The following is a 25,026-nucleotide window of genomic DNA, read 5'->3' on the forward strand; positions in this document are numbered from 1 at the left end:
GCGTTATAAGTGGCGCATACCCTATATATCGGCGTGAAAATAAAGAGGCTAAAGCGTGTAAGATAAAAACTGAAAGCGCTTCGAAAATGTAACGGGGTAGATTAAAAAGAGGATTAATAATTTCACTCAGGTTTTGTTGGGGAAAAGTTAAATATTTATCCAGCCTGTTTTTATGCCGATATAAGGTAGAGATTCTTAAAAATCATAACCCCCTCGGGAGAAACTACATGGGTATATCATCACTGGGAATCGGTTCAGGGCTCGATACCGCAACAATGCTTGAGCAACTTAAAGCTAGCGAGCAGCAACGTCTTGTTCCCTATACCACCCGTCAGAACAGCTATAAAGCGAAGGTTTCCGCTTGGGGATTGATCTCCAGCCAGTTGGCTACACTACAGAAATCGGTAAAGTCATTAAGTAGTGAAGCGTTCAATACACTGACAGTCAGTGAGAATAAAGCCTTTACCGCGACAGCGGACGCAACTGCTCTGGCGGACACTCATGAAGTTACTGTAGAACAAATTGCCAAGGCACATAAACTGAGAACAGCAGCGCAGACCACTAGTGATCAGCCGCTGGGATCTACAACCGGAGCTACCAGAAAGGTCACCATCACTCAAAAAGATGGCAAAACCACAGAGGTTGAGCTTAAAGATGATGAGACTTCGTTAGACGACATTGCCAAAGCGATCAACAGGCAAAATGGCGAAGTCAGAGCCAGCGTTCAGCGTTCAGACGACGGTTATCAACTGGTTCTTAGCTCTAAAGATACTGGCACTGATGGCGAAATGACTGTTAAGGTCGACGGTGACCAGAAGCTGGGTGACATAATGAACACCTCGGCGGGCGGTCAGCATCTGGACGATTCAGGGAAACCTATCGCGGGTGATCCCGGTGCTGGCGATAAGATGGTCGTGGTGTCGGATGCTGAAGACGCTAAACTGCGTGTTGATGGCACTGAATTTACCCGTTCTTCTAACAGTATTTCTGACATCATTGAAGGCGTGACGCTGAATCTGAAGTTCGTTTCTGAAGCCGATAAAAACGATCCAAGCAAACTTCAATCAGAGCAGTTGACATTAACAACGGATCCGTCGGCCATTAAACCCGCTATTCAGGATTTTGTTAAGCAATACAATGCGCTGCTGAAATTGACATCTGCAGCCAGTTTATATGTCAAGAATGATAACTCCGGTCTGGGTGATGATGATGTCGCAACGCCCAACAGTAAGTGCGGGCCGCTGATGGGCGATTCAATGCTGCGGGGAATAGTGAGTCAAGTTCGTTCTACGACAAACGGCGTTTATGGTGCTCCTGGCGCAGAGTTTGGCGCGTTGGCTGATCTGGGCATCAAAGTTGATTCTAAATCCGGACAGATGACGCTGGATGAAGATAAGCTGGATAAAGCTATCGCTAAAAATCCGGAAGAAATAGCTGAAATATTTCACGGGCATGGTGGTAGTGACGGAATGGCGGCTAAGCTGGATGATATCATCACTACCTACGTTGGTAGCACTAAAGATGATATAACCAAAACCGGGCTGATAAAGACGACAACTGACTCCCTTGATTTGCAAACCAAAGCGCTTCAGGATCAAATCGATAAAACCCAGAAGCTCATTGATGCTCAGGTTGAACGTTATCGTATCCAGTTTCAGAATCTGGATACCGCGATGTCAAAAATGAACAGCATGAACTCGCAATTATCTTCTCTTTTATCAACTATTTGATAGAGAAAAAGTTGACGGAGGGTAACTCCGTCAATCCCACAGGAGTCTGATATGTACACTTCACAGGGCGCAGAAGCCTACAAACAAGTTTCACTACAGAGCAAACTGGCAGCGGCAACGCCACATCAGCTTATTTCTATGCTGTTTGAGGGTATTCATAGTGCCATCCAGAAAGCGATTATCTATTTTGGTCAGGGTAATATTGCTCGTCGCGGAGAGATGATCTCGAAAGCAATTAATATTATTGATAATGGTTTACGAACATCGCTCGACCATGAGAAAGGTCTGCATATCGCGGAAGAACTAGAACAACTTTATGAATATATGTCGCGTACATTGTTTCAGGCTAACCGGACGAATGATCCTGAATTGCTGAAACATGTCGACCAACTATTAATGCGGCTTGCCGATACCTGGGAAGAAATTGGCCCCAGGAAAAGCCGTGGACGTCGAGGTTAATATGATTTCAAATTATGACAACTTGTTCGATATGAACCAGTCAATGTTGACGATGGTGCGTGAAGAAAAATGGGAGGACTTTTTAGCTCTGCTGGATAAATTTCTGGCGAAAGCGGACAGTTTAATAACTGGTACGAGTGGATTAACCTTGTCAGAAAGTGAGCGCGAACGTATCAGAAGTCAGGTTCGTGGACTTATTAACGGCACGGAAGAGCTGATGAGTAAAGTAAAAGTCAGACTCGAAACACTCAAGAAGAGTATGTCTTCTCTGCATCAGGGAGCAAAAGTCAGTCAGATGTATGCAGGTTTTAGTATGGCAAGACGCTAATTTAAATTGGTTATATTGTATTTCCTGGATGGCAAATGTGCTGATCCGGCGTTGGTTAATGTCCATCGGAATAATGGGCATTAACAATATTTATTCCTCTCATCATTTATATCACCACTTTTTCTCTTTCATCTCCCGAATTTTACGTTACGCGACATATTGTAACGTTGTTCTCATTATGATTTTACTTAACTCTGTGAAGTCATTAGCAGAACATCGTTCTTCTTGTAGTAAAATAGCTGCTGAAGTATTCAATAAATGCAATGGAGCTAATGTGTTTACGATACGTTGGGACATAAAAACCATTGACCGTATTTCGATGATAGAAGACGTTTTAAAAGTATTTTCGTTTTACAATGTTAATATTATATCGATGAAGGTGATAACTAGACGTATTTTGATTAAGTCAATATGTTATAATGTAGAGGATGTTAAAAAAATCATAAAACGATTGAATAACCTTCATGATATTATTGATGTAGGGCATTTTAGTATTGGCCGCACTATTATATCTACATTAACGAAGCAGAATGATTATTTTAATGAAATTATTGGCGAGAGCCAGCATATGCGCTTACTCATTGAAAAAGCGATGAAGTTTGCGCAAAGCAATTTTACCCTATTAATTCGTGGAGAAACGGGAACGGGCAAAGAATTACTGGCGCGAGCTATTCATAATTGTGGACCACGACGTTTACACGCTTTTATCCCGGTAAACTGTTCGGCAATTCCGGAAGAACTGATAGAAAGTGAGTTTTTTGGATATGAGAAAGGAGCATTCACCGGAGCTGATGGAAAAGGGAAGAAAGGACTGTTTGAAATGGCAGATAAAGGGACTCTTTTTCTTGATGAGTTTGGCGAAATGCCGTTAAGCATGCAGGCAAAAATGCTACGGGTTTTGCAGGATAGTTGTATCCGGAGTATAGGTAGCTCTCAGATCGTCTCTTTAAATACACGGGTTATCGTAGCCACCAATGCCAACCTGGAGGAGATGATATTGAACCGTCAGTTACGTGCCGATCTCTATTATAGAATTAATATTCTATCTTTAACGATTCCACCGCTTCGGCAGCATCCGCAAGATATTACATTATTAATTGACCATTTCTTGAAAAAGCATGTCTGCGAATTTAATCGTGCTCTGGTATTTGATAAACAAAGTCTGGAAATTTTACAAAATTACGCATGGCCAGGCAATATCCGGGAGCTGGAGAATGTGATTATCCGCTTGATGCATATGTCGGAAAGGGGAATAGTGACAAAGGAAGAACTGGAATGGATGAATTATTCTTGCGAGGACAGTCTGCAAGGTCACAATGGGAATAATAGTCCTTTAAAAGAACAAGTTCGTTTAACTGAACGTAAAATTATTGAAAAGATGCTGGATTATAATGTTTCTGCACGCGGCATAGCCAAAGTGCTGGGGGTTTCTCATACTACAGTTTTGAATAAAATACGTAGCTACCAGGAGGACGCGGTAAGTTAACGCATCCATTTGAAAGATGGATGCGTCAAAAATATTACTCAATGAGTTTTAATAGTGGTGACAGGCAAAGCAAAATACCGTAGAGAAATATCAGCCAGCTTCTGAACCCACGCAAGTTTTCTAATGCTTTGACACTGTAAATTAAAAACACAGGGATCAGACAAGAGACGATACCATACAATGGGCTACCAAGCTGGAAAAACACCAATACAGATATACGAAACGATACCCAGATAACAAGTGTTGCAACAATAAAAACACCAATTCCTGTTGTGAGAATTTGTGGACTGATTTTCTCAATATTGAATTTTCGGCTTAGAACATTGAGTATAATTCCTTTCAATGCCTCATGAAAGCCGAGATAGATACCGAAGAAAGCCGTCAGCACTGCAAAAATATTTAATATCGTTGCAGCAAGATGAATAATGTTCCCCGGTATCACCTGAGTTGCCAGTGCCAGGGCGGAAATATTCTGCTCAAATGCGGAAACAGCTTCTTCATGGCTGATAGAAAAAGTGAATGAGAATGAAAAGAATAATATAATGCTTATCAGTGCAATGTAGCTGAGTCGATGCGTGCGGATGGCCATTCTGGTTGCCATAACCCTGTCTTTTTCTCTTCGTCTATATGCGATATTCATCGGATTCAATACCTGAATAAAAACGGCTGAAAAGAAACAGAACGGGATGGTTAGTAGTACATCGCGTAGAAAGTCACTCATCGGGGGAAATGCGCTGATATTATTAAAATTCCAGTGTGGGATCATGATGAAGCCAAGTATAACAATAATCCCCACTTTGATGATTACCATTGGGCCGGAAATTTTGAATAATATTTTTTCTCCACGAGAGGCAATGGCAACTAAAACAGAAAAGACAATGATCTTATAGATAACAGAATGAGATAAATCGCTATCAGTTAACCCAAAATGTCTGATGTACGATGCGCTGTCAAAAATAACTGAAAGAGAATAAATAAAAATTCCATGTACAATCATCAAAAAATAAACAACACCTAAGAAAATGCCAAAGTTTTTCCCCAGATAGTGACTTATAATATCCGTGTAATCATTGCATGTTTCACTTTTAGATAGTGTTTTAAGATACATATCCTGAACAATGTAAGTCGCAGGATAGGCAATAATAAATGCCGTAATAAAAACCCATATGCCTTTTAATCCAATCTGCACTGGCATTAATACTGTACCTGCACCAATTGCCATACCAATGCATAACAAAACCCAGCCAAAATCATAGCGTGTAAAGGGTAACTTGTCGGTTTGTGTCTGAGAAATATTTATATAATTATCCGATTGCTGCGTGGTGACTTGCATAATGCGCCTCCATCCCAATCCCTCAGCCAATAAGACAGAGGGCGGGAGTTGATTTTTATATGCTGTAGAATTCTCACGTTGATAAAAACTAATTTCAGGCAATGGCTTTTTCTATTGCCTGTTGAAGGTCCTCAATAATATCGTCAGGATCTTCAAGACCAACGGAAAGTCGAATTAATCCATCAGTAATCCCCGCTTTCAACCGTTCTTCCGGCGGCACGGGAGAGTGAGTCATGGATGCCGGATGCTGGATCAGTGTCTCTGTATCGCCAAGACTTACTGCCAGCAAACATAAATTGACAGCGTTAATCATCCGCCTGCCAGATTCAAAACCACCGGTTATTTCAAAGCTGATGACGCCGCCGGGCAAACTCATTTGCCGCTTATATAAATCGTACTGAGGGTGAGTCTGTAATCCAGGATAATAGACATGGGTAATCGCCGGGTGTTTCTCAAGGAACTGAGCAATTTTCATGGCGTTACTGGAATGACGTTCCATCCTGACGCCGAGTGTTTTGGCGCCACGTAAGGTCAGCCAGGCATTAAACGGACTCATACATCCGCCTGTAATATCCTTAAGTCCAACGTAACGCGCTTGATCGATAAACTCTTTTTTACCGATAATGACACCGCCAATCACATCACCGTGGCCATTTATATACTTAGTGACGCTGTGTACAACAATATCCGCCCCAAGACGTAACGGTTGTTGGCCATAAGGCGACATAAAAGTGTTATCGACAATCAACAATGCACCGTGCTGATGTGCAATACCTGCCACCGTTTCGATATCAACCAGTGTTAACGTTGGATTGGCTGGCGTTTCGATATAAACAACTTTCGTCTCTGGCCGTATTGCTGCTTTTAGTTCAGCAATATTTGTGGCGTCTACAAAGCTTGTGTTAATGCCAAATCTCGGCATGCTATGGGAAAGAAAGGCGTGTGTGCAGCCATATATTGCATTGGCAGAGACAATGTGATCGCCTTGCTGACACAGGGTAAGCAGAGCTGTTGTAATCGCAGAAATGCCAGACGCTGTTGCCAGCGCGGCCTCACCACTTTCAAGAACTGCCATTTTTTGTTCAAGAGATTCTGTGGTGGGGTTACCCAGGCGGGTATAAATATACCCAGGTTCTTCAAGCGCAAAACGTGCAGCGCCTTGTTCAGCATTATCAAAAACAAATGTTGATGTCTGAAAGATTGGGGTACTCAGTGATCCTGTAGATGGATCGGGGTGTTGCCCTGCGTGAATAATTTGGGTAGCAAATCGATAATTGCGATTATGAGACATACTCTTTCCTTAATTTTATAAACGACTCGAGAATGACGAAGCAATTGCCATGCCAGATAAATAATTATTTATATTCAAAGCGTTATGTTATTTTGTTTTTTATGTGTGTTCTGAATATTTCCACCATGGCAATTTTCTTGCCATGGATGCACGTTTTTATAATTAGTTACAACATGCTTTTTTATATGTTAACTTCAGCGCAAAATTCAAAATCTGAACATGCTTTTTTGTCTGACAACAATTGAGGGGCACCACCACTTTCACAATGTCCTTCTCTGAAAAAGCCAATTATATCCGGATACTATGCTCCGGATATTTCTCAGAAAATTTTTCCGATATCTACGGTGGGGGCTGCCTGCGTGTTAATATATTCGGTCCCGTATTCAACGGGACGATAAGGTTATCCCTATATTTATCAAGTGACCGTATTACCCATTGAATACTTGATCAGGGGGCATCACTGTGGTTCTTGATGTAACTTCTTGTGTAATTCCTGCCATACTGAAATATATGACTCCGTCATCTTGCCTAACGTAAACTCCGATCGATTGACACTATTGCGGAATTTATTCTCTTTCTGGTCTTTACGCAGTTGTTCCACATCCGACAGATAAACAATTATTCGCCCTTGTATCGTGGCGACCGTCGGTTCGCAAGCGTATTCTGGCTGCATATAACTATCCATACCTAATCCCGGTGTGGCTATCAGCGCGCAATTTGATAGCAATGCTTCCAGGCCAACAATACCGTAGCTTTCCTGCGTGCTTGGGAAAACCACTATATCGGTTTCCGCCAGTGCCCGCCTTTTCTCTTCTCCCTGAACAAAGGCTAAACCTTTAAAGCCTTCTTTTTCCATATAATCAGGGATCTTTTCAGGACCATAAACCCGGGCTTCAACACGCTGTCTGTAGATTGGCGGAAGTGTGTTGATTGCATCACGGAAAATCTGAAAATTCTTCACAACATCGGTAAAGCGGCCAAAGAAGCTAATTACCACTTTGCCTTCTGGATGAACAATTTTATCCGCCGGATAATCAGCAAAATTTACACCAATAGGAAAAATATGAGGAGAAACGATATCCGCCGAAACATGCTGAATAACAGAGCGGTTAGCCCAATCGCTATGAAGAACCACCGCCCCACTTTGTCGTACAGCGATCCTTTGTTCCCAATAATGCTGCATTCCTTTTTGCGTACGAGTCAGATAGTGTTGCATGCCGATATAGCTTGAGTGCAGAGTAAACTGAACCCGCTTTAGCTCAAAAAAGAACGGTAACAGCGCTGAGTTTTCATGCACTGAAATTACGTCGGGTTTGAACTCATTCAGTATCGGCTGAATTTTTTGTGATGTACTCCAGGCCACATTAAGGCTAAGTGACTCCAGCGATAAATCAAAGGGTAAGGCTGGTTCTACCGCAATTTCATAATCAGCTAACTGAGAACGTGCCGTCTTTTGATTATTCAGATACAAAACTTTAAAAGGATAATTACGACGGTTCAGTTCTGCCCAAAAGTGCTCATTAAAAAAGCCAAGACCACTAAACAGTACGTCCGGGGCTTCCGTTGTAACAATTAAAACTCGGGGTTGCATGCCAGATCCTATTATCAAACGCAACAGAAAACCTGCCGGTGAATAAAATACTGGCAGGTTTTTATTTAATGATGACACTCAGCTAGAATCGGTATTTAACACCTAGTATAGCCACTGTATCACTATAACCACTGTACCCTATTTGCTGTGCGACGTTACCCCAAACATCCAGATGATGAGATAACTGACCTTCTAGACCGATTTTCACTTCACAAATATTTTGGGTGCCATCAATATTATCGCTATAGCCATTCATGGTTGCACCAAAGTTATGAGTATTGTGGACCCAGTTGGCTTCAATAAATGGCTGGAAATTACGATCTTTACCTTTATCTCTATAACTATGGCCGTTAGCATAGGCTCGAATACCAATACGACTTTGAATATTACCATTCCCCTCAAAGGAAACCCGGGAACTGCCACTACTCGGATGTTCAATATGGTCATTAGCCCGAACGTTCATCCAGGTTAATTGTCCCTTAGGCTGTAGATAATATTTCACACCGTCAGAGATTTTTTCTCCCAGTTTGAACGTATAACCAGCTTCGAACGATGCCGTTATACCACGGGATTTGTATTTTTCCGTCGCTAGTTGGTCGCCTTTAACTTCATTATCAAACCAGTTATATAAAGCCCAGGTATCAAGATAACTCCCGGTTTTATCTTCTTCATTGGCATACCATGTACCATAAAATCCTGCACTGTAACCTTCAACAGAACTCCTGGATTGATATCCGGAATATTGCGACTCCGTTTTGCCGGTTTGTCTGGCGTATCCTGCCATTACTCCCAAGTGCCAACGGTCGAAGCCATTACTACTCCATTGAGCAACATCTCCGCCTATTTGGGTGACGTAACGATTACCTTTGTTTTTTAACTGACCGCTAACATCACGAGAGCGGTTAAGACCGCCAACCTGACGTAACCACAAACTGGTAACCTTTTGCTCACCAGTCAATGCATCAGTATATTGAGTTTCACCCATACGATCGTGAAGGCGCATCAGGAACAGGCTGTTGGCCGCCATGTGGTTAAACATGTAGCTCCCCGGTTCAGGTCGATTGATATTTTCTGGCGCTGGCACTGGTTTGGGGTCTGGGTCCGGTACAGGTACCGGTGTCGGTACTGGATCTGGAGTGGGAATTGGACTCGGATCGGGTTTTGGTTCTGGTTCTGGGTCGGGATTTAGCCCTGGAACTTCGGAAATTATTACTGGAAGCTTTGAACGTAGATACCAGTCGCCATCCTGATTATTCACGCCATTTTTATGCAAATAGTATTCATGTGCACCACCAACGATACGGCCTTGCTGGATGAAATCACCCGTTGAATCACCGTTAATTTCGATAACTTTAATCCCTTCGCTGGTTTTCGCCCCGGTTCCGCCAAGATTATCAACGACCAGATAACTCTTACCGGAGGTTGAGCCATTAATAATGACTCTGTCTGTGAGAGAAGTATCATCCCCAAGATATGTATCCAGCTCGATGGTGCCATTATTACCCACATAATCACCGTCAATGGTAAAACGGTCGCCTACAACGTTATTAGCGAGTATTAAACGTCCCTGGTTTTTAAATGTGTGCAAATTTTGCAACAGCGCGCTATTTGCGCTGCCATCAATATTGGCCGTCAGTACAATTTGCCCGCGGTTCTCTAATTCCGTCGTTCCACCACCAAAATCACTGGTTGCGACAGAAGCAATGGTGTCCCTGACACCATCCCGATCGGTATCTGACCATTGACGAATATTCCAGACGCCAGTGGTATCATTTACGATATTATCCTGACCACTGGTCAATTGGATAACACCGGTAAGGGTTCCTGCATTAGTGATGCTGGTAGCAGCCCCAGAGTATTGATATGTATTTATACCAGACGGATTATTAGTATAGTTAAGATCATAATAATCATAACCAGTGGCACTAATCGCTACGTCAGACAATGCGTCCAGCATTGCACCTTCATCAATAGTAATATTAGAGGTTGCTCCACCGATAGTTTTAATTCCCGAACCTTCAGAGCCACCTTCAACGTGACTACCTGCCTGCAGATGAACATCAAAAATACTCTGCGGGTCGAGAATTATGTAGCCACCGCTGCTATAAGAATATTGAGGACCAGTATCCTGTAAACGAACCGCATCCCCAACCTGAGAACGAATAACCCCCGAGGTGGTCACCCGTGATTCCAGTGCCTGAGAATATATTGCGGCAGTATCCTTACTGTTGCTCTTGTTAATAATTTGGCTATCAGAATTTTGAATTACGGCACCCAGCGCCAGAAGACCACCGGATGCACCTGCCAGATAAATGCTGGCGTGTTGTGTCTCTCGTACGTTCGTATTCTCATAGATAATTCCGCCAGATGGCCCACTTATCGGGGCCTGAGGATCTTGTGCATCAATATCGGTTGTTTTACCGGTATAAATATTGCCAGAGGTACTCACTTCTATTTCAGTATTATCATACCCCAGTGATTGAATGCCTGTTGCAGCCGAATTAATTGTAGTACCTGCTTCTAAATTGATTACTGATTTATCTGTGGTCGCATAATCTGTTTCATATTCATAGGCGGGGGTATTGTTTGTATTATTTATATCAGTATGAATATGGATGTTTATTTTATTATCAATATAGACACAACTCGTCTCAGGTGTGGTACTTACATAATCACAAGCATCTGCAGCATGAGCTGTGTTGATAGCAAGAAAGATAGAACCTGCAATCAGGGTTTTATTAAAGGAATTTTGGCTGGCGTGATAGGGTGAATGTTGTATCGCTGGTTTAGGTTTTGAAGAACGCTTTCCTGAATGACAATTATTATCCATAATGGTTTATCCTGATGACATTTGTCCATTTAATAAAATCGATTAAAACAATACAACAAGTGAAGCGTTTTATTTAAGTTTCAGATTCTATACATATCATTAATTTTGTAAATAAGAAATGTTGAAGTTTTCAGCAAAATTAACCTTAATCTTATTTAGTGTTAAAGACCACTATGCTTTAGCTAAAAAAATCATAGATTCATATGATGTATAATAACTAACATATACTTTTCAATAGGTTGAGATAGATGATTGTCATATTTAAGTGTACGTAACTAAAAAACTAGCAGCGTAATAATATGTGTGGAATATAATGAAGACTCTTAACACCCAAAGATATTTATACACGACAATCAGAAATTATTAAAATAAACTCGGATAATTTTTTTTATTTAAAAATAAAAAGTGAACGAATATCCCATATGGGTGACATTGGTAACGTCTTGTGCAAGTTAGGCTGAATGACATCTGGATTTGCCTGCTTCGGCATAACCTCCGTGAATGATGGTCCTTCACAATCACGTCTACTTATTAAAATGTACCTTTGAAAAAGTAGATTTTCCGAATGGTGCTTGTGTGGCACACTATGGTTAACTTTTTACGTAGCGCATCTGACGTTTTTCGCTGTTGTGAGGTCCTCTATGACCCATCTGTCCGACATTGATCCTGAGATGAATGACTTTCAACCTCTCGTGCCCTCAGAGATCGAGTTATGGCCAACATCTGTAGAAAGTGGCAATCCCCTTAATCCGGCAAGAGCATATTTACTCTCTCTAAATTCGCCACGCAGTCGGCAAACGATGGCATCTTTTTTGGGAATAGTTGCCAGAATGCTCGGAGCCGCCAATGCAGAAACTTGCCCGTGGGGAAGCTTACGTCGCCACCACATCATGGCGGTGGCTGAATTGCTACGGGATACGGGGCGGGCGACGGCGACAATCAATACCTATTTGTCTGCACTTAAAGGCGTAGCGAAAGAGGCCTGGATGTTGAAGCTGATGGATGTTGAAAGCTTCCAGCACATTCTTGCAGTACGTAATTTTCGCGGTAGTAAACTTCAGCGAGGACGCGCGTTGCATCGAGAGGAGGTCCGGCAGTTATTTCAGGTCTGCGAAACCGATCGTAGCTGTCGTGGTCCGAGAGACGCCGCGATGTTGGGGGTGTTATTAGGCTGTGGATTGCGTCGTTCCGAGGTGGTAGGGCTTGATTTAAGTGACATTGTCACTTATGAACGCGCATTGCGTGTCTTAGGAAAAGGGAATAAAGAACGGCTGGCTTATATGCCGGAAGGGACATGGGCAAGATTACAGACCTGGATTGAGCAGGTAAGGGGAGAAGCACCGGGACCGTTGTTTACGCGCATCCGCCGTTTTGATGATGTGACCTGCGCAAGACTCACTGACCAGGCGGTTTACCACATTTTGCAGGTAAGACAAAGTGAAGCGGGAATTGAAAAATGCGCCCCTCACGATTTGAGAAGAACGTTTGCTACTGCGTTGCTTGAAAACGGCGAAGACTTAATCACAGTAAAAGATGCGATGGGTCACGCCAGTGTCACAACAACGCAAAAATACGATCGCCGTGGCGAGCAACGGCTTCGTCGCGCCCGCGACAAACTGAATTTTGATTAGCGAGGCCCCCGTTTTCTGACAACGTGCATTTTGTTCATGCCGGATGCGGCATAAACGCCTTATCCGGCCTACAAAGTCGCGCAAATTCAATACATTGCATTTATATGTAGGCCTGATAAGCGTAGCGCATCAGGCAATGTTAGCGCCAACTGTACTTAACCCCCAACATTCCCTGAGTGTCACTATAGCCTTTGTCACCTGTTTGTACACCAACGTTGCCCCAGATGCTCAGGTTAGCATTCACTTTGCCTTCCACCCCGGTACGGATTTCGCCCAGATTACGCACGCCGTCACGACTGATGCTTACGCCATCCATCTTCACGCCAAAGGTTTCGGTATTGTGGATCCAGTTTACTTCCACAAATGGCTGGAACTCACGCTGCTTACTCTCATCCATTTTGTGGTGACTGTTCAGGTAAGTTCTCACACCCAGGCGCGTCTGGATGTTACCGTCGCCCTGGGTTTCAATACGGGTCCCGTCGTTTCGGTTGTGCGCATTGTCCTTCACGCCCATCCAGGTAACCTGCGCCTGCGGCTGGATATACCAGGTGTTCAGCGTGCTCCGACTGCCGGAAAACTCTCCGGCTTTCAGGGTATAACCCGCTTCCAGTGAGGCAGTCAGTCCTTTCGAACTGTAACTGTCGCTGGCGCGGTTATCTGCTGCCACACTGTTATCAAACCAGTTGTACAACATCCAGCTATCGACATACACCCCGATTTTATCCGCCTCATTCTGGTTCCAGGTGCCGTACAGCCCGGCGCTGTAACCATTGATACGCCCGTCAGAGCCGTAACCGGCGCGGTCGCTGCGGGTATTGCTGCGCGCGTTTGCATAACCTCCCATCACCCCCAAATGCCAGCGGTCGGTGCCGTCGGTACTCCACTGTGTGATATCCCCACCCAGTTGCAGCACATAACGGTTGCTCTGCGTTTTCAACTGACCGTCACCGGCAACAGAGCGTTCATGACCGCCGACATGGCGCATCCACATGCTGGCTGCCAGTCCGTCCTCTTGCAGCGCATCGGTGTAGTGCGGTTCACCAAGACGATCGTGCAGACGGTGGTTAAACAGCGTGTTGGCGGTTGCAATATTGCTGATATAGCTACCCGCTTCCGGGCGCAGCGCGTCTGGTGCCGTCGGATCCACTACCGGTGGTTTGACCGGAGCCTCCGGTACAACGGGTAGAACGGGTCGAACAGGTAAAACGGGACCTTTCCACTTACTGGTGAGATACCAGTTTTGCGCCGCACTGTCAGTGCCTTTCGCCAATGTATAGACATAAGCACCAGCTTCCACAGTGCCAGTGGTCAGGGCGAAGTGACCGGAAGAGTTGCCATCGACATGGACCAGTTCAATACCATTAATGGTCTGCGCTCCGCTACCGCCGACATGATTCACTGCAAGGCGGGTGTTACCGACCGTGTCGCCGTGAACGATGAGTTTGTCGGTTTGAGAATCGTCGCCCCTCAGTTCCGAATTCATCACAATCAGGCCGTCGTTGCCAGTGTAGTTGCCTGCCACGGTCAGGGTTTTGAAATCATTATCGGTCGGTGTGGAAATCGCGATCGTCCCGGCACTGCTCAGATGGTCAACCAAAGAATCAGCAGTCATACTCCAGCGGCTGACAGCATCAATGTCGACATTCGCCGGGTCGATCCACCCGGTCAGTTGTGCGCCGTTTTGTAGAGTCAGTCGGCTGCCGTTATTACCAATAATATTGCTGGTCAGTTGTGCGCCACCGTTGCCGCCATCAAGGACAAGCTCACCCGCGTTCAGTTCCGTATCTGTAGTCCAGGCCGTCTGTCCCGCCAGCGTCAGGCTGCCATCGCCGTTCTTGATGAAGCGGCCGCCAGCCACATTGCCATCGATGATGTCACCGTCAAAACGCGAATTATCACTGTCCGTGGCGTTAACGGCGGTCAGCGATGCGCCGTTGAGCATCAGAATGCCACCGCTGCCGCTCAGGCGGTTAGCCTGCTGATTGTTGCCGTTCAGATCGAGTACACCACCGTTGACGATAATATCGCTGCTGCTGTTCAGTGTGTCGGCGATATCGGTCCGCAGTGTGCCTTCATTAACAGTCGTGCTACCGGTATAGCTGTTGATGGCGGAGAATATCAGCGTACCGCCACCTGTTTTGCTGAGGCTTTTGCCGTCCCAGCCGAAACCATACGCGGTGGAGTTCAGATTATCTTGCAGCGCGTCTCCCAGGGTAAAGCTGTGACTGTCCGTTACGTTGAACGTACCGTGAGCACTGGAGTCTTCGGTGTTTAACCAGACCAGACCAAACTGCGCAATAACATTTTTGCTGTCGTCATCTTTCTTCGCCCATCCGATCAGAAAATGGTCTGTATCGACATAATCCTGCAAAGCCTGTCCTGCGACGGTATAGCTGAAATCGCCGCTAATCCCGTTCCGGGTGCGGATAAGGGTATACTGATTCTCATCGGTAACGGGGGCATAGCCGGAGATATCCAGCGTATTATTCCCGGTAAGCTGGAGAGTATCGGCACTTAGTGCCGGGTCACTGGCAATATCAACCTGCGCTGTTACACCGCTGCCAAAATTTGCGTCCGCAGCGACAGTCAGCGTTTCACCGGAATCAACTTTCAGCGTACCGCCAGACATATCCAACCGGTTAGCGCCTACAGAATTAGCAATCTGCAGCTCTCCACTGCCTGATTTGTTCAGCGTCTGGACGTTTTCCAGCGTACCGGCAATCATGGCGCGATCGGTGATCGACAGGTTTGCGCCGCTGTTGCCCATCGTCATCAACGCGTCATGCTGGATATCCAGCGAACTGAAACTCTGCGCCATGTTCTGCGCGTCCAGTGTCCCTTCTTTGACATTGAATCCACCTGTGTTGAGGAACTGATTGGCGTTAGCCGTAGATAAGGTCCCCGCACCAATCTTTTCCAGCTTACCAGGGCCGGACAGGACTCCGCCGAGTGTCAGTTGATCGGCTCCGTCGGTTTCAATCGTTACCGTGTCACCTGCTGCAGTACCAATCAGCCGACTACCGGCATTCAGATTCAATTTGCTGTCGCCATTGCTCTTAATCAGCGAACCATCGGCAAAATTCATGGTGCCGGATGAAAGCACATTCACGGTATTCGCCGCCGTACTGGTTGACAATAAAGTGGCACCGTCCCGCAATGTAAACCGCGTGCTGCTGGTGTTTATGCCATACTGAGCATTATCTTTAAGCTCCAGTACGCCACCATAAACGGTGGTATTGGCATAAATCCGCGATTGTGTATTTTGAGAACCGGGCGTGAAATCTTCGCCACTAAAAGTCACTTTCCCATCGGTAGCATCGCTGCCGTTGGTGGTATTAATTCCAACAATGACATTTATTGCCACGCCAGTGGAGTTGAAACTGGTTATCGGATCACGAAACAGAATCTGACGCCCAGCGTCAGCAGCAATATTCAACACACCATTCGGCTGGCGGATATTAATCGCATTGGCAACCGCATATGTCATATTGGGCGTTAAGAGATTTCCGACTCCGGTGAAATTATTATAGAACTGAATATCGCTATTTTTCGCATGTAGCAGACTCGTGCCGGTAAAATTCGCGCTGTTGCCGATAAGAATAGCGCCTGCATACTGGCCATTGGAATAGTTTCCATGCACTTTCATGCCATTGATACCGTTCGTCTCCATCACCAGTCCGGTCTGTGCAACGATAGCTCCCGCAGTATCCCTGACAGCCCGGTTACCATAGATATCAGCGTTACCATAAAGCTGCACACTTCCGTCAGAAAATAGTCCGCCGCCCGAACTTATTGCACTGTTATTACCGATAATAATGGAGGCATCTGTACCACTAAAAATCAAATTGCCCGAGTCATGTAACCGAATAACGCCGCCGGCAATAGCGTGATTGACATTATTGGTCAGCGTGACGTTGCCTTCAAATATAATGTTGGCGTTAGTGGTATCTATCGCGGGGTCATAGGAGTAGGCGCTGTTATTGTCAAAAACAACAGTACCGTTCGCACCACGGAAAAGCACATCTGAATTTGAGATGATAAGGCCACGATAGCCATTATTGGCACGGTTATCGACAAAACGGAGCTGACTGCCATTGCCGAGTTCATACACAATTCCCGAAGCAGTCCCGGAATTATAAACAGCTCCCCCTGTGGAGTTGCTTATTGTCATATCAATACCGTCCAGCAGCTTAATCACTGCTCTTCGAGTTCCACTCAGACTAATTAAGTTAACGGCATTACCGGTGGCATTAAACAACCAACTGTCTGTCCCCAGTGGCGTATTGCGGTCAACAATAAGCGTTGCCGGTGAAGAGCTGGTACCATTAAAAATAAGATCAGCTAAACGCGTTGTCTGATTTGCGCCTGTGCCATAGATTTGTGACAGATAGACACTCTCTCCCGGCAGGATCGACACTGTTGCGGCGAGCGACGATGTAACACAGTTCAGTGTCAATACGAAAACAACCAGCATCATCGCAGAGCCAGCCTGCACACGACGTCCGGATCGTTTTCCCCGGCTCTTTGCAAACTCAGATACCGCAACCCAGACGCCAGTAGATTCGTTCCGGACAACACGGAATACGTTGTTCATGTTACTCATCCTTTAATTATATGAACATCTCCATCTGGTACATTATTTCTATAGCATTTTACTTAAGGACTACAGATTTATTTTATAAATAAAAGGAGCAATATTCTTATTTGCAGGGATAAATACCTGAAGATGCCAGACATGACTGAAAAATGAGAACTCAGTGACACGGAATAGTAAAATCATCGATAGCAACTGTTGGATAAACAAAAAACGCCCTCCGACATCACTATAAGAATATAATTTATTTATAAGTAGTCATTTTAATAACGGTGCGCTATTAATTACCCACGCCATTAACCGGTGTTATAACGGCAAGCAGGAACAGACGGAGTACGAACTATTATTTTATAGTTCCTTACCATGTATTAATAATGAATAAAACAAAAACAGGATATAACAATGTCACTTTATGTAATTAATACTACATACCAAAAGATAGAGAAAGATGGACTGACAATGACTATCAGTCAACGGAAAGGCCCAGAATCTGCAACCATCTATTCAACAGACGGAAGCAACCTTGAAAATAATCCAGTAAAAAAAAGCCCATTTAAATATCATGTTAATGTAATCACCAAAAATGATTGGGCCTTACTTGATTACGACCCAATACTAATAACATCCTATGAGGGTGATGCAAAAAAATTACAACCGGATAGTTATGGTTTCTATAATGCAGAAACAGATCAAAATGGAGAATTTTTATTTGGGGTTTTACCTTATATCTTTCTGGATAACGCAAAATCTCTGAGAACAATAACAACCGTACCTTACGTGCAAAGTATAACTCTTACCGTTTATCTTGATGATGTAAGTACCGATCTCGTCGTTGAAATTCCATTTATATCTGAATTATGTTCAAATAAAGAATTAGACATCGTTGTCAATAACACAGGTGATTTCCATGATTTAACCGACACGGTCATGTTGATCCCCGGAATAAATAAATTCTGTGGCCGTGTCGTATGTTTTTGTTTTAGTGGGGAACTGGAAATGGAAATGCCACAACTCAGGGATGATGTTATTGTTGTTGGTATCGATGAAAATAATCGGGCCACGATGCCCTTTACAGAAGAAGAAATTGCCAACAGAGAGGTTTGGGCATATACAACTTATGTTGGTTATATGTTCTCCCCACTGCGTATCCGCGAAGCCAATTCATCCCGACAACTGCATATCAGCCCGCAAAACAACAGTAATATCTTTCCCGGACAGACGGTTTATGCCACTTTTCAGTATCAACTGAAAGCCGGTGAACATTTTTCCGGAACGGGAAGTCCCTTTAAATTAAACCGGGGGAATTTTTATCCTCCTGAAATCTCCTGGTGGCAGGACGGCAATACCTTATATGGCGGCTGTTTACTGACCGTGGATGACAGCCTGATGAAAGGTGATCGGTTGTCGTGGACGGTTTCTTGCTGCCTTGATAATACCGGAGTTCCGGTGGCCTCTGAAACGGTGAACTGGAATGTGGCCTGGGATGCCGATATCGATGTTGAGGTCACTTTTGTTGCCGATACGCCCGCGTTAATTGATTACAGCAATGATGACTCGCGACCATTATCCTCACGCCCCACCATGACCTGGCGGCTGACTGTACCGGGGCTGAGCAACACCCAGGCCTGTTTTTATCCCCTCGTGACCCGCATTACCGAAGACGCCATCATCAGCGACGCCTCGTTCAGTGAAATTGCCCGCTGTGCGGTAGACGAAATCAGCGGAGATTATTTTTACATCATGCTGGACGACCAGGGGAGCGCTGTCATTAACGTGCAACCCCGGGAAAACCGCACGCTGCTTACCGCATTCAGCGCCGGGATTTACGGTGTCGGGACGATGATTAGCACCGCGAACTTTTTTATTAACAGCGCCTGGGGGGCCGCGAAGATGCCAGCTGTCAGCGTGACGGAAGGACAGAATCCTCAGGCACGCCCCGCTGATGTTACTGGGAAAAATGCAGATCCCGCTTAAAGCCGATGGTGGCGCGCCCGATATCGCCCTGTATTTTACCGAGTCTAATTTCGAGGCCGGAAAGACCTATTACATCCATGCCTGTCTTGTCGAAAACGCTTATCTGCACAAGGGGGTGAATTACCTTCGTCTGCAGGATATCAAATTTGAAATTCCACAGGAGCAGCCCGCCGTGCCGGAAGGGGTGAAGCGGACATACCGGGCGCCGGAATTTGTCTGTAAAGACGGCGCGGTAATTGATGAAGATGACGTCCTGCTCGGGCGCAATGAGATCGGTTTTCAGGGGCTGGAATACCGTATTCCGTTATCCGGCGGGCAAAAACACCTGGTGGCGGGCGATCAGATAATGGCCACGGCATATCTGCACGCGTGGAATAAGCAGACGCAGGAAATGGAAAACAGTAACCCGCTGTTGAAATTAAATCAGCTTCATACCGTGACAGAAGCCGATATAAACCAGGGCTATCTAACAGATATTATTTCCTCAGATGATCTGGCGGGCTGTGACACGCCGCCGCAGGGCGTGGATCAGAGTACGCTGAGAGTGGAATACTATTGCCAGAATAAGCAGGAATACTCTTATCTGCGTGAAGTGTTCATTGATATGTATCCATAGTCATCGGAAATACCCAGCCTTTCTGGCTGGGTATTATCACGTGTGACATTAGCATGAACCATTACACAATATATCAAGATCCAGGTTCAGATTTCTGTTTCCGCCATTTCATCATCACTGATTGGCGTAGCTAACCCGTAACTTATTCAACGTCATACAAATCAGATTGTTTTTAAAACGAAATACCCTCCATTACTTACAATGTTTTTCCTATAAGTCCGCTTTCGGATTTTTATCACAACGACATGTAACAAAAAATGTAACTGTTACAGTGAGTTATCAGTGCAAAGGCACGCATCCGCACCAGGCAGCCATCACACTCATTGCATTGATCTTAACCAATAAAAGATCACATACGAAACATTCAACCGCCAAGGCACCTACTTATAGTTAATCCCCCTGTAAATGACGACATAAGCAGTGAACAAAAAAACCTTTACCCCAATACTTAGAGATGCGCCCTGTTACATAACAGATGAAAATTCTTAATAAAATTCTAATCATAGATTTTTGATCTGCGAAGTTGATATTTTTTAGCAAAACGTTCTATCATCGCTTTGTAAAGATACCTCGTGATAACTATCACCACTGCCCAACAAAGGGAATGATATGGCAGATTCCAGCTTCCAGAATGAAGTGCCAAAAGCACGCGTCAACATCCAGCCTGACCTGAACACGGGTTCTGCCCAAAAGAAAGTAGAGTTGCCCTTAAAACTTCTCGCGGTGGGAAATTTCAGTAACGGCAAAGAAACTCTCCCGCTTTCTGAACGCAGCAAGTTAACTATTTCAAAACACAACTTTAATAGCGTTCTATCCGAGCTTAACCCAGAGGTCAGTATTGATGTTGCGAACACCCTGAGAGGGTATGGACGTCAATCTGTCGCGGGTATCTCAGATGCCGAAAGCAAAAGCATAAGGCAGGCGCAGAGATGAAAATTTATCGTCCATTGTGGAACGAGGGGGCTTTACTGTCCCCTCAGCAGTTCCAGCAGCAGGCAGAATGGGAGTCTTTTCGCAGCGCCGGTGCAACCGCACTGGCATCTGCATTCCCCTGGGGTGTGGAAAAGATTGAGTTTAACGACAGTCTTCTTTCATCGGGTCTGATCCAGATTACGCAGTTACGTCTCTGGCTGGAAGATGGAACGCTGATTGATGCGCAAAGAAGCGATCTGCCTCCGGCGCCACGTGAGTTAGATGCCAGTCAGCTGGCAGGTCTTGATGCAGTAACTGTCGTTATCGCACTGCCTCATATGCAGCCGGGTGTTGCCAACGTTGAGCAGGAAGGCATCTTCCCGGATCGACCGCTTCGCTATCGCGAAGAATGGGTGACGTTGCCGGATGCATTTGGGTCTGAAGAAGAATCAATGGCAGTTGCCCGGTTCAATTTCTCCATCCGGTTTGCCCATGAAAGTAATGATTCCTGGAAAGTCTGCCCTGTAGCAAGGCTAATCCGGGACGGACATAATGCGTGGCTACTGGACCCGTCTTTCATTCCTCCCGTTGCGTCATTTTCGGCAAGCCCGGTTCTTCGCGAACGTCTGGCGCTGTTAAATCGCCAGTTACGTTCCCGACGCCAGCGTCTGATGACAATGCGTCGTGAGAGCAACGAGAGACTTGCCGATTTTGCCGTCGCCGATGTTTCCCTTTTCTGGTTGCTGAATGCGCTAAATTCCCACGCCAGGGTGCTGACGGAATACGAACGTTTTCCTTCCCGTCCGCCTGAACAGGTGTGGGCTGAGCTTGCTCGCCTGGCTGGAAGCATGCTGACCTTTTCCCTGGACCATGATCTCGACGCCATACCGGGGTATGACCACGAGGATCCCGCCAATACGTTTCCTCCGCTGTTTGACCTGATCTCGGGGTTACTTGAGGCAAGTCTGCCATCCCGGGTCATTGCTCTGGAAATGTCCCGTCCGGACGGCCAAACCTGGAAAGCAAACCTTCATGATATTCGTCTGCGCGAAGAGGCGGACCTCTACCTCTCTGTTCGCTCAGACATACCGACCTGGCAGGTTGCCGATAAATTCCCGGCACTTTGTCAGGCGGGTTCACCTGATGACGTCAATGAGATCTATGGTGTTGCACTCAAGGGGATCCCTCTGATCCCTGTCAGCAGGGTCCCGGCGGCTTTGCCTGTACGCATGGAAAACCAGTACTTCGCGCTTGATATGGAAAGCCCCGCTGCGCATGAAATGCAGGAGCAGGGCGTGTGTATGTTCTACGTGCCTGAAATGCTTGGCGCACTGGAACTTGAACTGTTTGCGGTATTGCGCTCATGAAACAGGATATCGATATCGACCAGCTGATGACAGAGACCTGGCTCACCGTCACCATGCTGAAGAAAGGCGCCGTCACGCTCAATGGTAGTGCGCTTTACGACAAGTGCGTTAAACAGGTTGAAAGTGTGCGGGAAGCGCTGGAGCGTGCCGGTTATGACGAGGACAGTGTCGGGCATATTTCCTACGCACAATGTGCCTTGCTGGACGAGGCGGTGATGAGCCGTAAGCCTGAAAAGTGCGAGGAAGGAGAAGAGCCGAAAGTTGATGAGGGCCAGGTGGCATGGCGTAAAGTCCCGCTTCAGGCACGATTTTTCGGATCACTTCGAGCAGGTGAGGCTCTGTGGGATAGCATTGCAGAGGTCCTGCGTCAGCCCTCACCGAACCCGGCCGTTTTGACGTGTTATCACCGGGTAATTGCCCTGGGTTTTCAGGGAGTGTATGGACTGAAGGCAGTCAGTCAGTCGCAGCGGGATGAAGTCGTCAAAGCTCTGTCTGAGCGATGCTCTCCGCCTGATGCAGGCCTGTCTCTGATTGTTCACCGGATGGGGAAACATCGCTGGAGTCTGATGCGTTCAGTCTGGTTCTGGATAGCGCTTGCCATCATCCTTACCGGTGTTATCTGGTGGGGCGGTCATCTGTGGCTCCAGGCACTCTTGTCAGCACAAATACCGGAGCTACGTAACTAATGCGTAGATCAGTCATTATTCCGGTTGCCCTGCACACCTTTGCAGCTGTTGCCACATTGCTGTGGTTGCTCTGGTATTTCATCCCAACAGGGAACGTGTTTAAAGGCCTGACCACGGTGCTGATCCTCCTGCTGGCAGACTGGACTGTTTTTAATAACTGCAGCCGGGAGCAGTCGGTATCCGACACCTCTGTTTCAGCTGCAGACCTGCCACTACTCGACACCCAGGGCCCCGTTGTACTGGTATGCGGTGACGGGCTGGGTGCGCTGTTTCAGGGGAGTCCTCTGCGTAAAACAGCTCAGGGTTGGTGGCTCCGGGCCGATGACGTCAGCCGGTTAACGGATGTTGTCCGCAGCATACAGACGCAGTTCCCACGCCAGGTCGGTCAGCTTTCGGTTATGTACCGTTGCCTGCCAGACCATCATCAGGATGAAGCTGTTCTGCGCTCCACATTAAAGACGCTCCGCCAGCAGAGTAAACAAATCAAAACTCTGACGGGTTTCACTCTACCGGTTGTGGTGAGTGCCGAATTCTCCGGACCTGAGACTCCGTGGATAATCGTTCGTGGTGACAAGCCGATTGTATGTCCGGTAAATGATTCGCCGCAGGCTTTCATCGACTGGTTGCAGGCTAATGACAATATTACGGCGCTACCCGTGATCAGTCAGGCATTTTCATTTATCCGTAAAACCCTGACTGATGAGCTTGAGAAACCTGATCGGTTAACTCCGCCTGAACGAGCGTTTTCCGTGGCACTGCGCCTCGGTACCGTCCTTCCCGAAACCCAGTCAGTCTGGGCCGACTGGCTATATTCCCGCACCTGTTTGCAGTTTTCCCGAAAGCCTGGGCAGACAGATCCGGTAAGTTTATTTCCGGATGCGGTTCTGCCGCTGCTGGCACCTTTTGCATCAACGGTGCAGGGGGGGCACCGTACCCGTCGCCTGGTCCTGCTGATGTGGGTGTGTGCTCTGACCGCATTGGGTATTTCTGCGCTCAATAACCGTGACCTGATCTGTCAGGTGAGCACCGATTTGCAGCGCTGGAATGCAATCCCGATGAACCACTATCGCCCTAAAGCAGAATCACTGGTCGCCCTGAAGCAGGATGCGCTCCTGCTTGAACGCTGGCAGCGTCAGGGAGAGCCTTTGCGTTACAGCCTGGGCTATTACCCGGGGCTACGCCTGTGGCTGGCCTTGCAACAGGCTATCGATACCTGGACTCCACCACCAACACCTAAACAAAAACCAGCATCTAAACCAAAACCAGTACCGAAAATTGTTCGTCTCGACGGCATGTCGCTGTTTGATTCCGGCAAATCGGCACTCAAAGACGGCTCTACCAAAATACTCGTCAATGCACTGGCGGGGATCAAAGCCAGACCAGGCTGGCTCATCGTGGTCAGTGGCCACACAGACAATACCGGCAGCGTTCAGCTCAACCAGACCCTGTCTTTACAACGAGCGGAGGCCGTTCGTGACTGGATGCGTGATACCTGGGACGTACCGGAAAGTTGCATTGACGTGCAGGGTTACGGTGACAGCCGACCGGTTGCATCAAACGACACGCCTGATGGCCGTGCGCATAACCGCCGTGTCGAGATCAGTCTGGTACCCCAGGCTGACGCCTGTCGTCTGCCTGGCGCGTAACACACGTCACAGGATGTACGTGACGTTTCAACTAAAGAAATGGAGAAGTAAACATGGCAATCCCAGTTTATCTGTGGCTGAAAGACGATGGCGGCGCTGACATCAAGGATGCCTCCTTCGAGAAGTATAACCACCTTGAGCAGGTCGAGCTACGCTACGAAAAAATCACCTGGGCCTACAAAGACGGCAACATCATTCATTCCGATTCCTGGAACGAACGCACCACAGCATAAGACTCTGGCGGGCAGATCCTTTCTGCCCGCCTTTTTTTGCTCCGCACAGCGCCTGTCAGACGGGCGCTTTGCAGAGCAGTCTCACAATTTATCGGCATGAACCTTATAGGCATCGGTTGACGGCCAGGGGCGGTAGCGTGCCTGAACAAGAGGGAACGACATGGAACATCATTCAGCACTCCTGCTACGACGACTTACCCCTTATTGCGCCAGAGCACTGGAGGGGGCGGCTTTTTTATGTCAGACCCGTGCGCATACAGAAATCACGCCTGAGCACTGGCTGCTGAAACTGCTGGAGCAGGGGCTACCACTGACCTGG

The 25,026-nt window shown here is 46.5% G+C and carries 15 protein-coding genes and 3 pseudogenes; 13 read left to right on the plus strand and 5 right to left on the minus strand.

The features are described 5' to 3' along the window. The first annotated feature begins 227 nt into the window (after nucleotides 1-227). Genes fliD through AACS80_RS05800 form a run of 4 tightly spaced genes read left to right on the plus strand, consistent with a single transcriptional unit; the run spans nucleotide 228 to nucleotide 4,003 of the window. Complete coding sequence (fliD, locus tag AACS80_RS05785; protein WP_135411009.1) at nucleotides 228-1,730, plus strand: flagellar filament capping protein FliD; 1,503 nt, start codon at nucleotides 228-230, stop codon at nucleotides 1,728-1,730. Between the two features lie 51 nt (nucleotides 1,731-1,781). Next, a complete protein-coding gene (gene fliS / locus AACS80_RS05790) occupies nucleotides 1,782-2,189 on the plus strand; it encodes a flagellar export chaperone FliS (RefSeq protein ID WP_135411008.1) in 408 nt (135 codons plus the stop codon). Next, nucleotides 2,173-2,517, plus strand: coding sequence for a flagellar protein FliT (locus AACS80_RS05795; RefSeq protein WP_135411007.1), 345 nt, complete (start codon nucleotides 2,173-2,175; stop codon nucleotides 2,515-2,517). Before fliS ends, AACS80_RS05795 begins: the two co-directional genes overlap by 17 nt. Beyond that, nucleotides 2,489-4,003 (plus strand): sigma-54 interaction domain-containing protein, encoded by a 1,515-nt coding sequence (locus AACS80_RS05800; protein WP_240730927.1) that lies wholly within the window; start codon nucleotides 2,489-2,491, stop codon nucleotides 4,001-4,003. The genes AACS80_RS05795 and AACS80_RS05800 overlap by 29 nt, the downstream gene beginning before the upstream one ends. Before the next feature lie 34 nt (nucleotides 4,004-4,037). Here the strand turns inward: AACS80_RS05800 and AACS80_RS05805 are convergent, their stop codons facing one another. The 4 genes from AACS80_RS05805 to AACS80_RS05820 form a co-directional block, all read right to left on the minus strand. Next, nucleotides 4,038-5,336, minus strand: coding sequence for an aromatic amino acid transport family protein (locus AACS80_RS05805; RefSeq protein ID WP_135490182.1), 1,299 nt, complete (start codon nucleotides 5,334-5,336; stop codon nucleotides 4,038-4,040). Between the two features lie 94 nt (nucleotides 5,337-5,430). After that, nucleotides 5,431-6,627, minus strand: coding sequence for a methionine gamma-lyase (gene megL / locus AACS80_RS05810; RefSeq protein ID WP_138183694.1), 1,197 nt, complete (start codon nucleotides 6,625-6,627; stop codon nucleotides 5,431-5,433). Between the two features lie 457 nt (nucleotides 6,628-7,084). Next, nucleotides 7,085-8,218: a glycosyltransferase family 4 protein gene (locus AACS80_RS05815; RefSeq protein WP_135490184.1), complete on the minus strand. Its 1,134-nt coding sequence runs from the start codon at nucleotides 8,216-8,218 to the stop codon at nucleotides 7,085-7,087. An 82-nt stretch (nucleotides 8,219-8,300) separates the two neighbouring features. Then, nucleotides 8,301-11,048 (minus strand): autotransporter outer membrane beta-barrel domain-containing protein, encoded by a 2,748-nt coding sequence (locus tag AACS80_RS05820; RefSeq protein WP_240727316.1) that lies wholly within the window; start codon nucleotides 11,046-11,048, stop codon nucleotides 8,301-8,303. Nucleotides 11,049-11,689: 641 nt separating this feature from the next. Here AACS80_RS05820 and AACS80_RS05825 point away from each other — a divergent pair. Further along, entirely contained in the window at nucleotides 11,690-12,679 is a 990-nt protein-coding gene (locus AACS80_RS05825; RefSeq protein WP_135411005.1) for a tyrosine-type recombinase/integrase, read from the plus strand. 139 nt (nucleotides 12,680-12,818) lie between these two features. On the opposite strand, the gene AACS80_RS05830 is transcribed toward AACS80_RS05825, so the two are convergent. Further along, complete coding sequence (locus tag AACS80_RS05830) at nucleotides 12,819-17,273, minus strand: autotransporter outer membrane beta-barrel domain-containing protein (protein WP_167852447.1); 4,455 nt, start codon at nucleotides 17,271-17,273, stop codon at nucleotides 12,819-12,821. A 402-nt stretch (nucleotides 17,274-17,675) separates the two neighbouring features. Here AACS80_RS05830 and AACS80_RS05835 point away from each other — a divergent pair, with 402 nt between their 5' ends. The 8 genes and pseudogenes from AACS80_RS05835 to AACS80_RS05870 form a co-directional block, all read left to right on the plus strand. Next, entirely contained in the window at nucleotides 17,676-19,247 is a 1,572-nt protein-coding gene (locus tag AACS80_RS05835; RefSeq protein WP_138183695.1) for a hypothetical protein, read from the plus strand. Continuing rightward, nucleotides 19,216-19,863, plus strand: a complete 648-nt coding sequence (locus AACS80_RS05840; RefSeq protein WP_135411001.1) for a hypothetical protein — start codon at nucleotides 19,216-19,218, stop codon at nucleotides 19,861-19,863. The genes AACS80_RS05835 and AACS80_RS05840 overlap by 32 nt, the downstream gene beginning before the upstream one ends. A 609-nt stretch (nucleotides 19,864-20,472) precedes the next feature. Then, nucleotides 20,473-20,739: pseudogene (locus AACS80_RS05845) on the plus strand (type VI secretion system contractile sheath small subunit); the annotation flags it as partial. A 53-nt stretch (nucleotides 20,740-20,792) separates the two neighbouring features. After that, the gene (gene tssK, locus AACS80_RS05850) at nucleotides 20,793-22,142 is read left to right on the plus strand and encodes a type VI secretion system baseplate subunit TssK (protein ID WP_135411000.1); all 1,350 of its coding nucleotides are present in this window, start codon (nucleotides 20,793-20,795) and stop codon (nucleotides 22,140-22,142) included. Then, nucleotides 22,139-22,828 carry a type VI secretion system protein TssL, short form gene (tssL, locus tag AACS80_RS05855; RefSeq protein WP_135380928.1) on the plus strand — a complete coding sequence of 230 codons (690 nt, stop codon included), beginning with the start codon at nucleotides 22,139-22,141 and terminating at the stop codon, nucleotides 22,826-22,828. The genes tssK and tssL overlap by 4 nt, the downstream gene beginning before the upstream one ends. Further along, on the plus strand, nucleotides 22,828-24,474 hold the full coding sequence (locus tag AACS80_RS05860; RefSeq protein ID WP_135410999.1) for an OmpA family protein: 1,647 nt from the start codon (nucleotides 22,828-22,830) through the stop codon (nucleotides 24,472-24,474). Before tssL ends, AACS80_RS05860 begins: the two co-directional genes overlap by 1 nt. 119 nt (nucleotides 24,475-24,593) lie before the next feature. Next, nucleotides 24,594-24,707 (plus strand): annotated as a pseudogene (locus AACS80_RS05865) (type VI secretion system tube protein Hcp); the annotation flags it as partial. A gap of 160 nt (nucleotides 24,708-24,867) precedes the next feature. Next, a pseudogene (locus AACS80_RS05870) lies at nucleotides 24,868-25,011 on the plus strand (Clp protease N-terminal domain-containing protein); the annotation flags it as partial. Between the last annotated feature and the right edge of the window lie 15 nt (nucleotides 25,012-25,026).

The sequence above is a fragment of the Escherichia sp. E4385 genome, assembly GCF_963883145.1.
Taxonomy (GTDB): domain Bacteria; phylum Pseudomonadota; class Gammaproteobacteria; order Enterobacterales; family Enterobacteriaceae; genus Escherichia.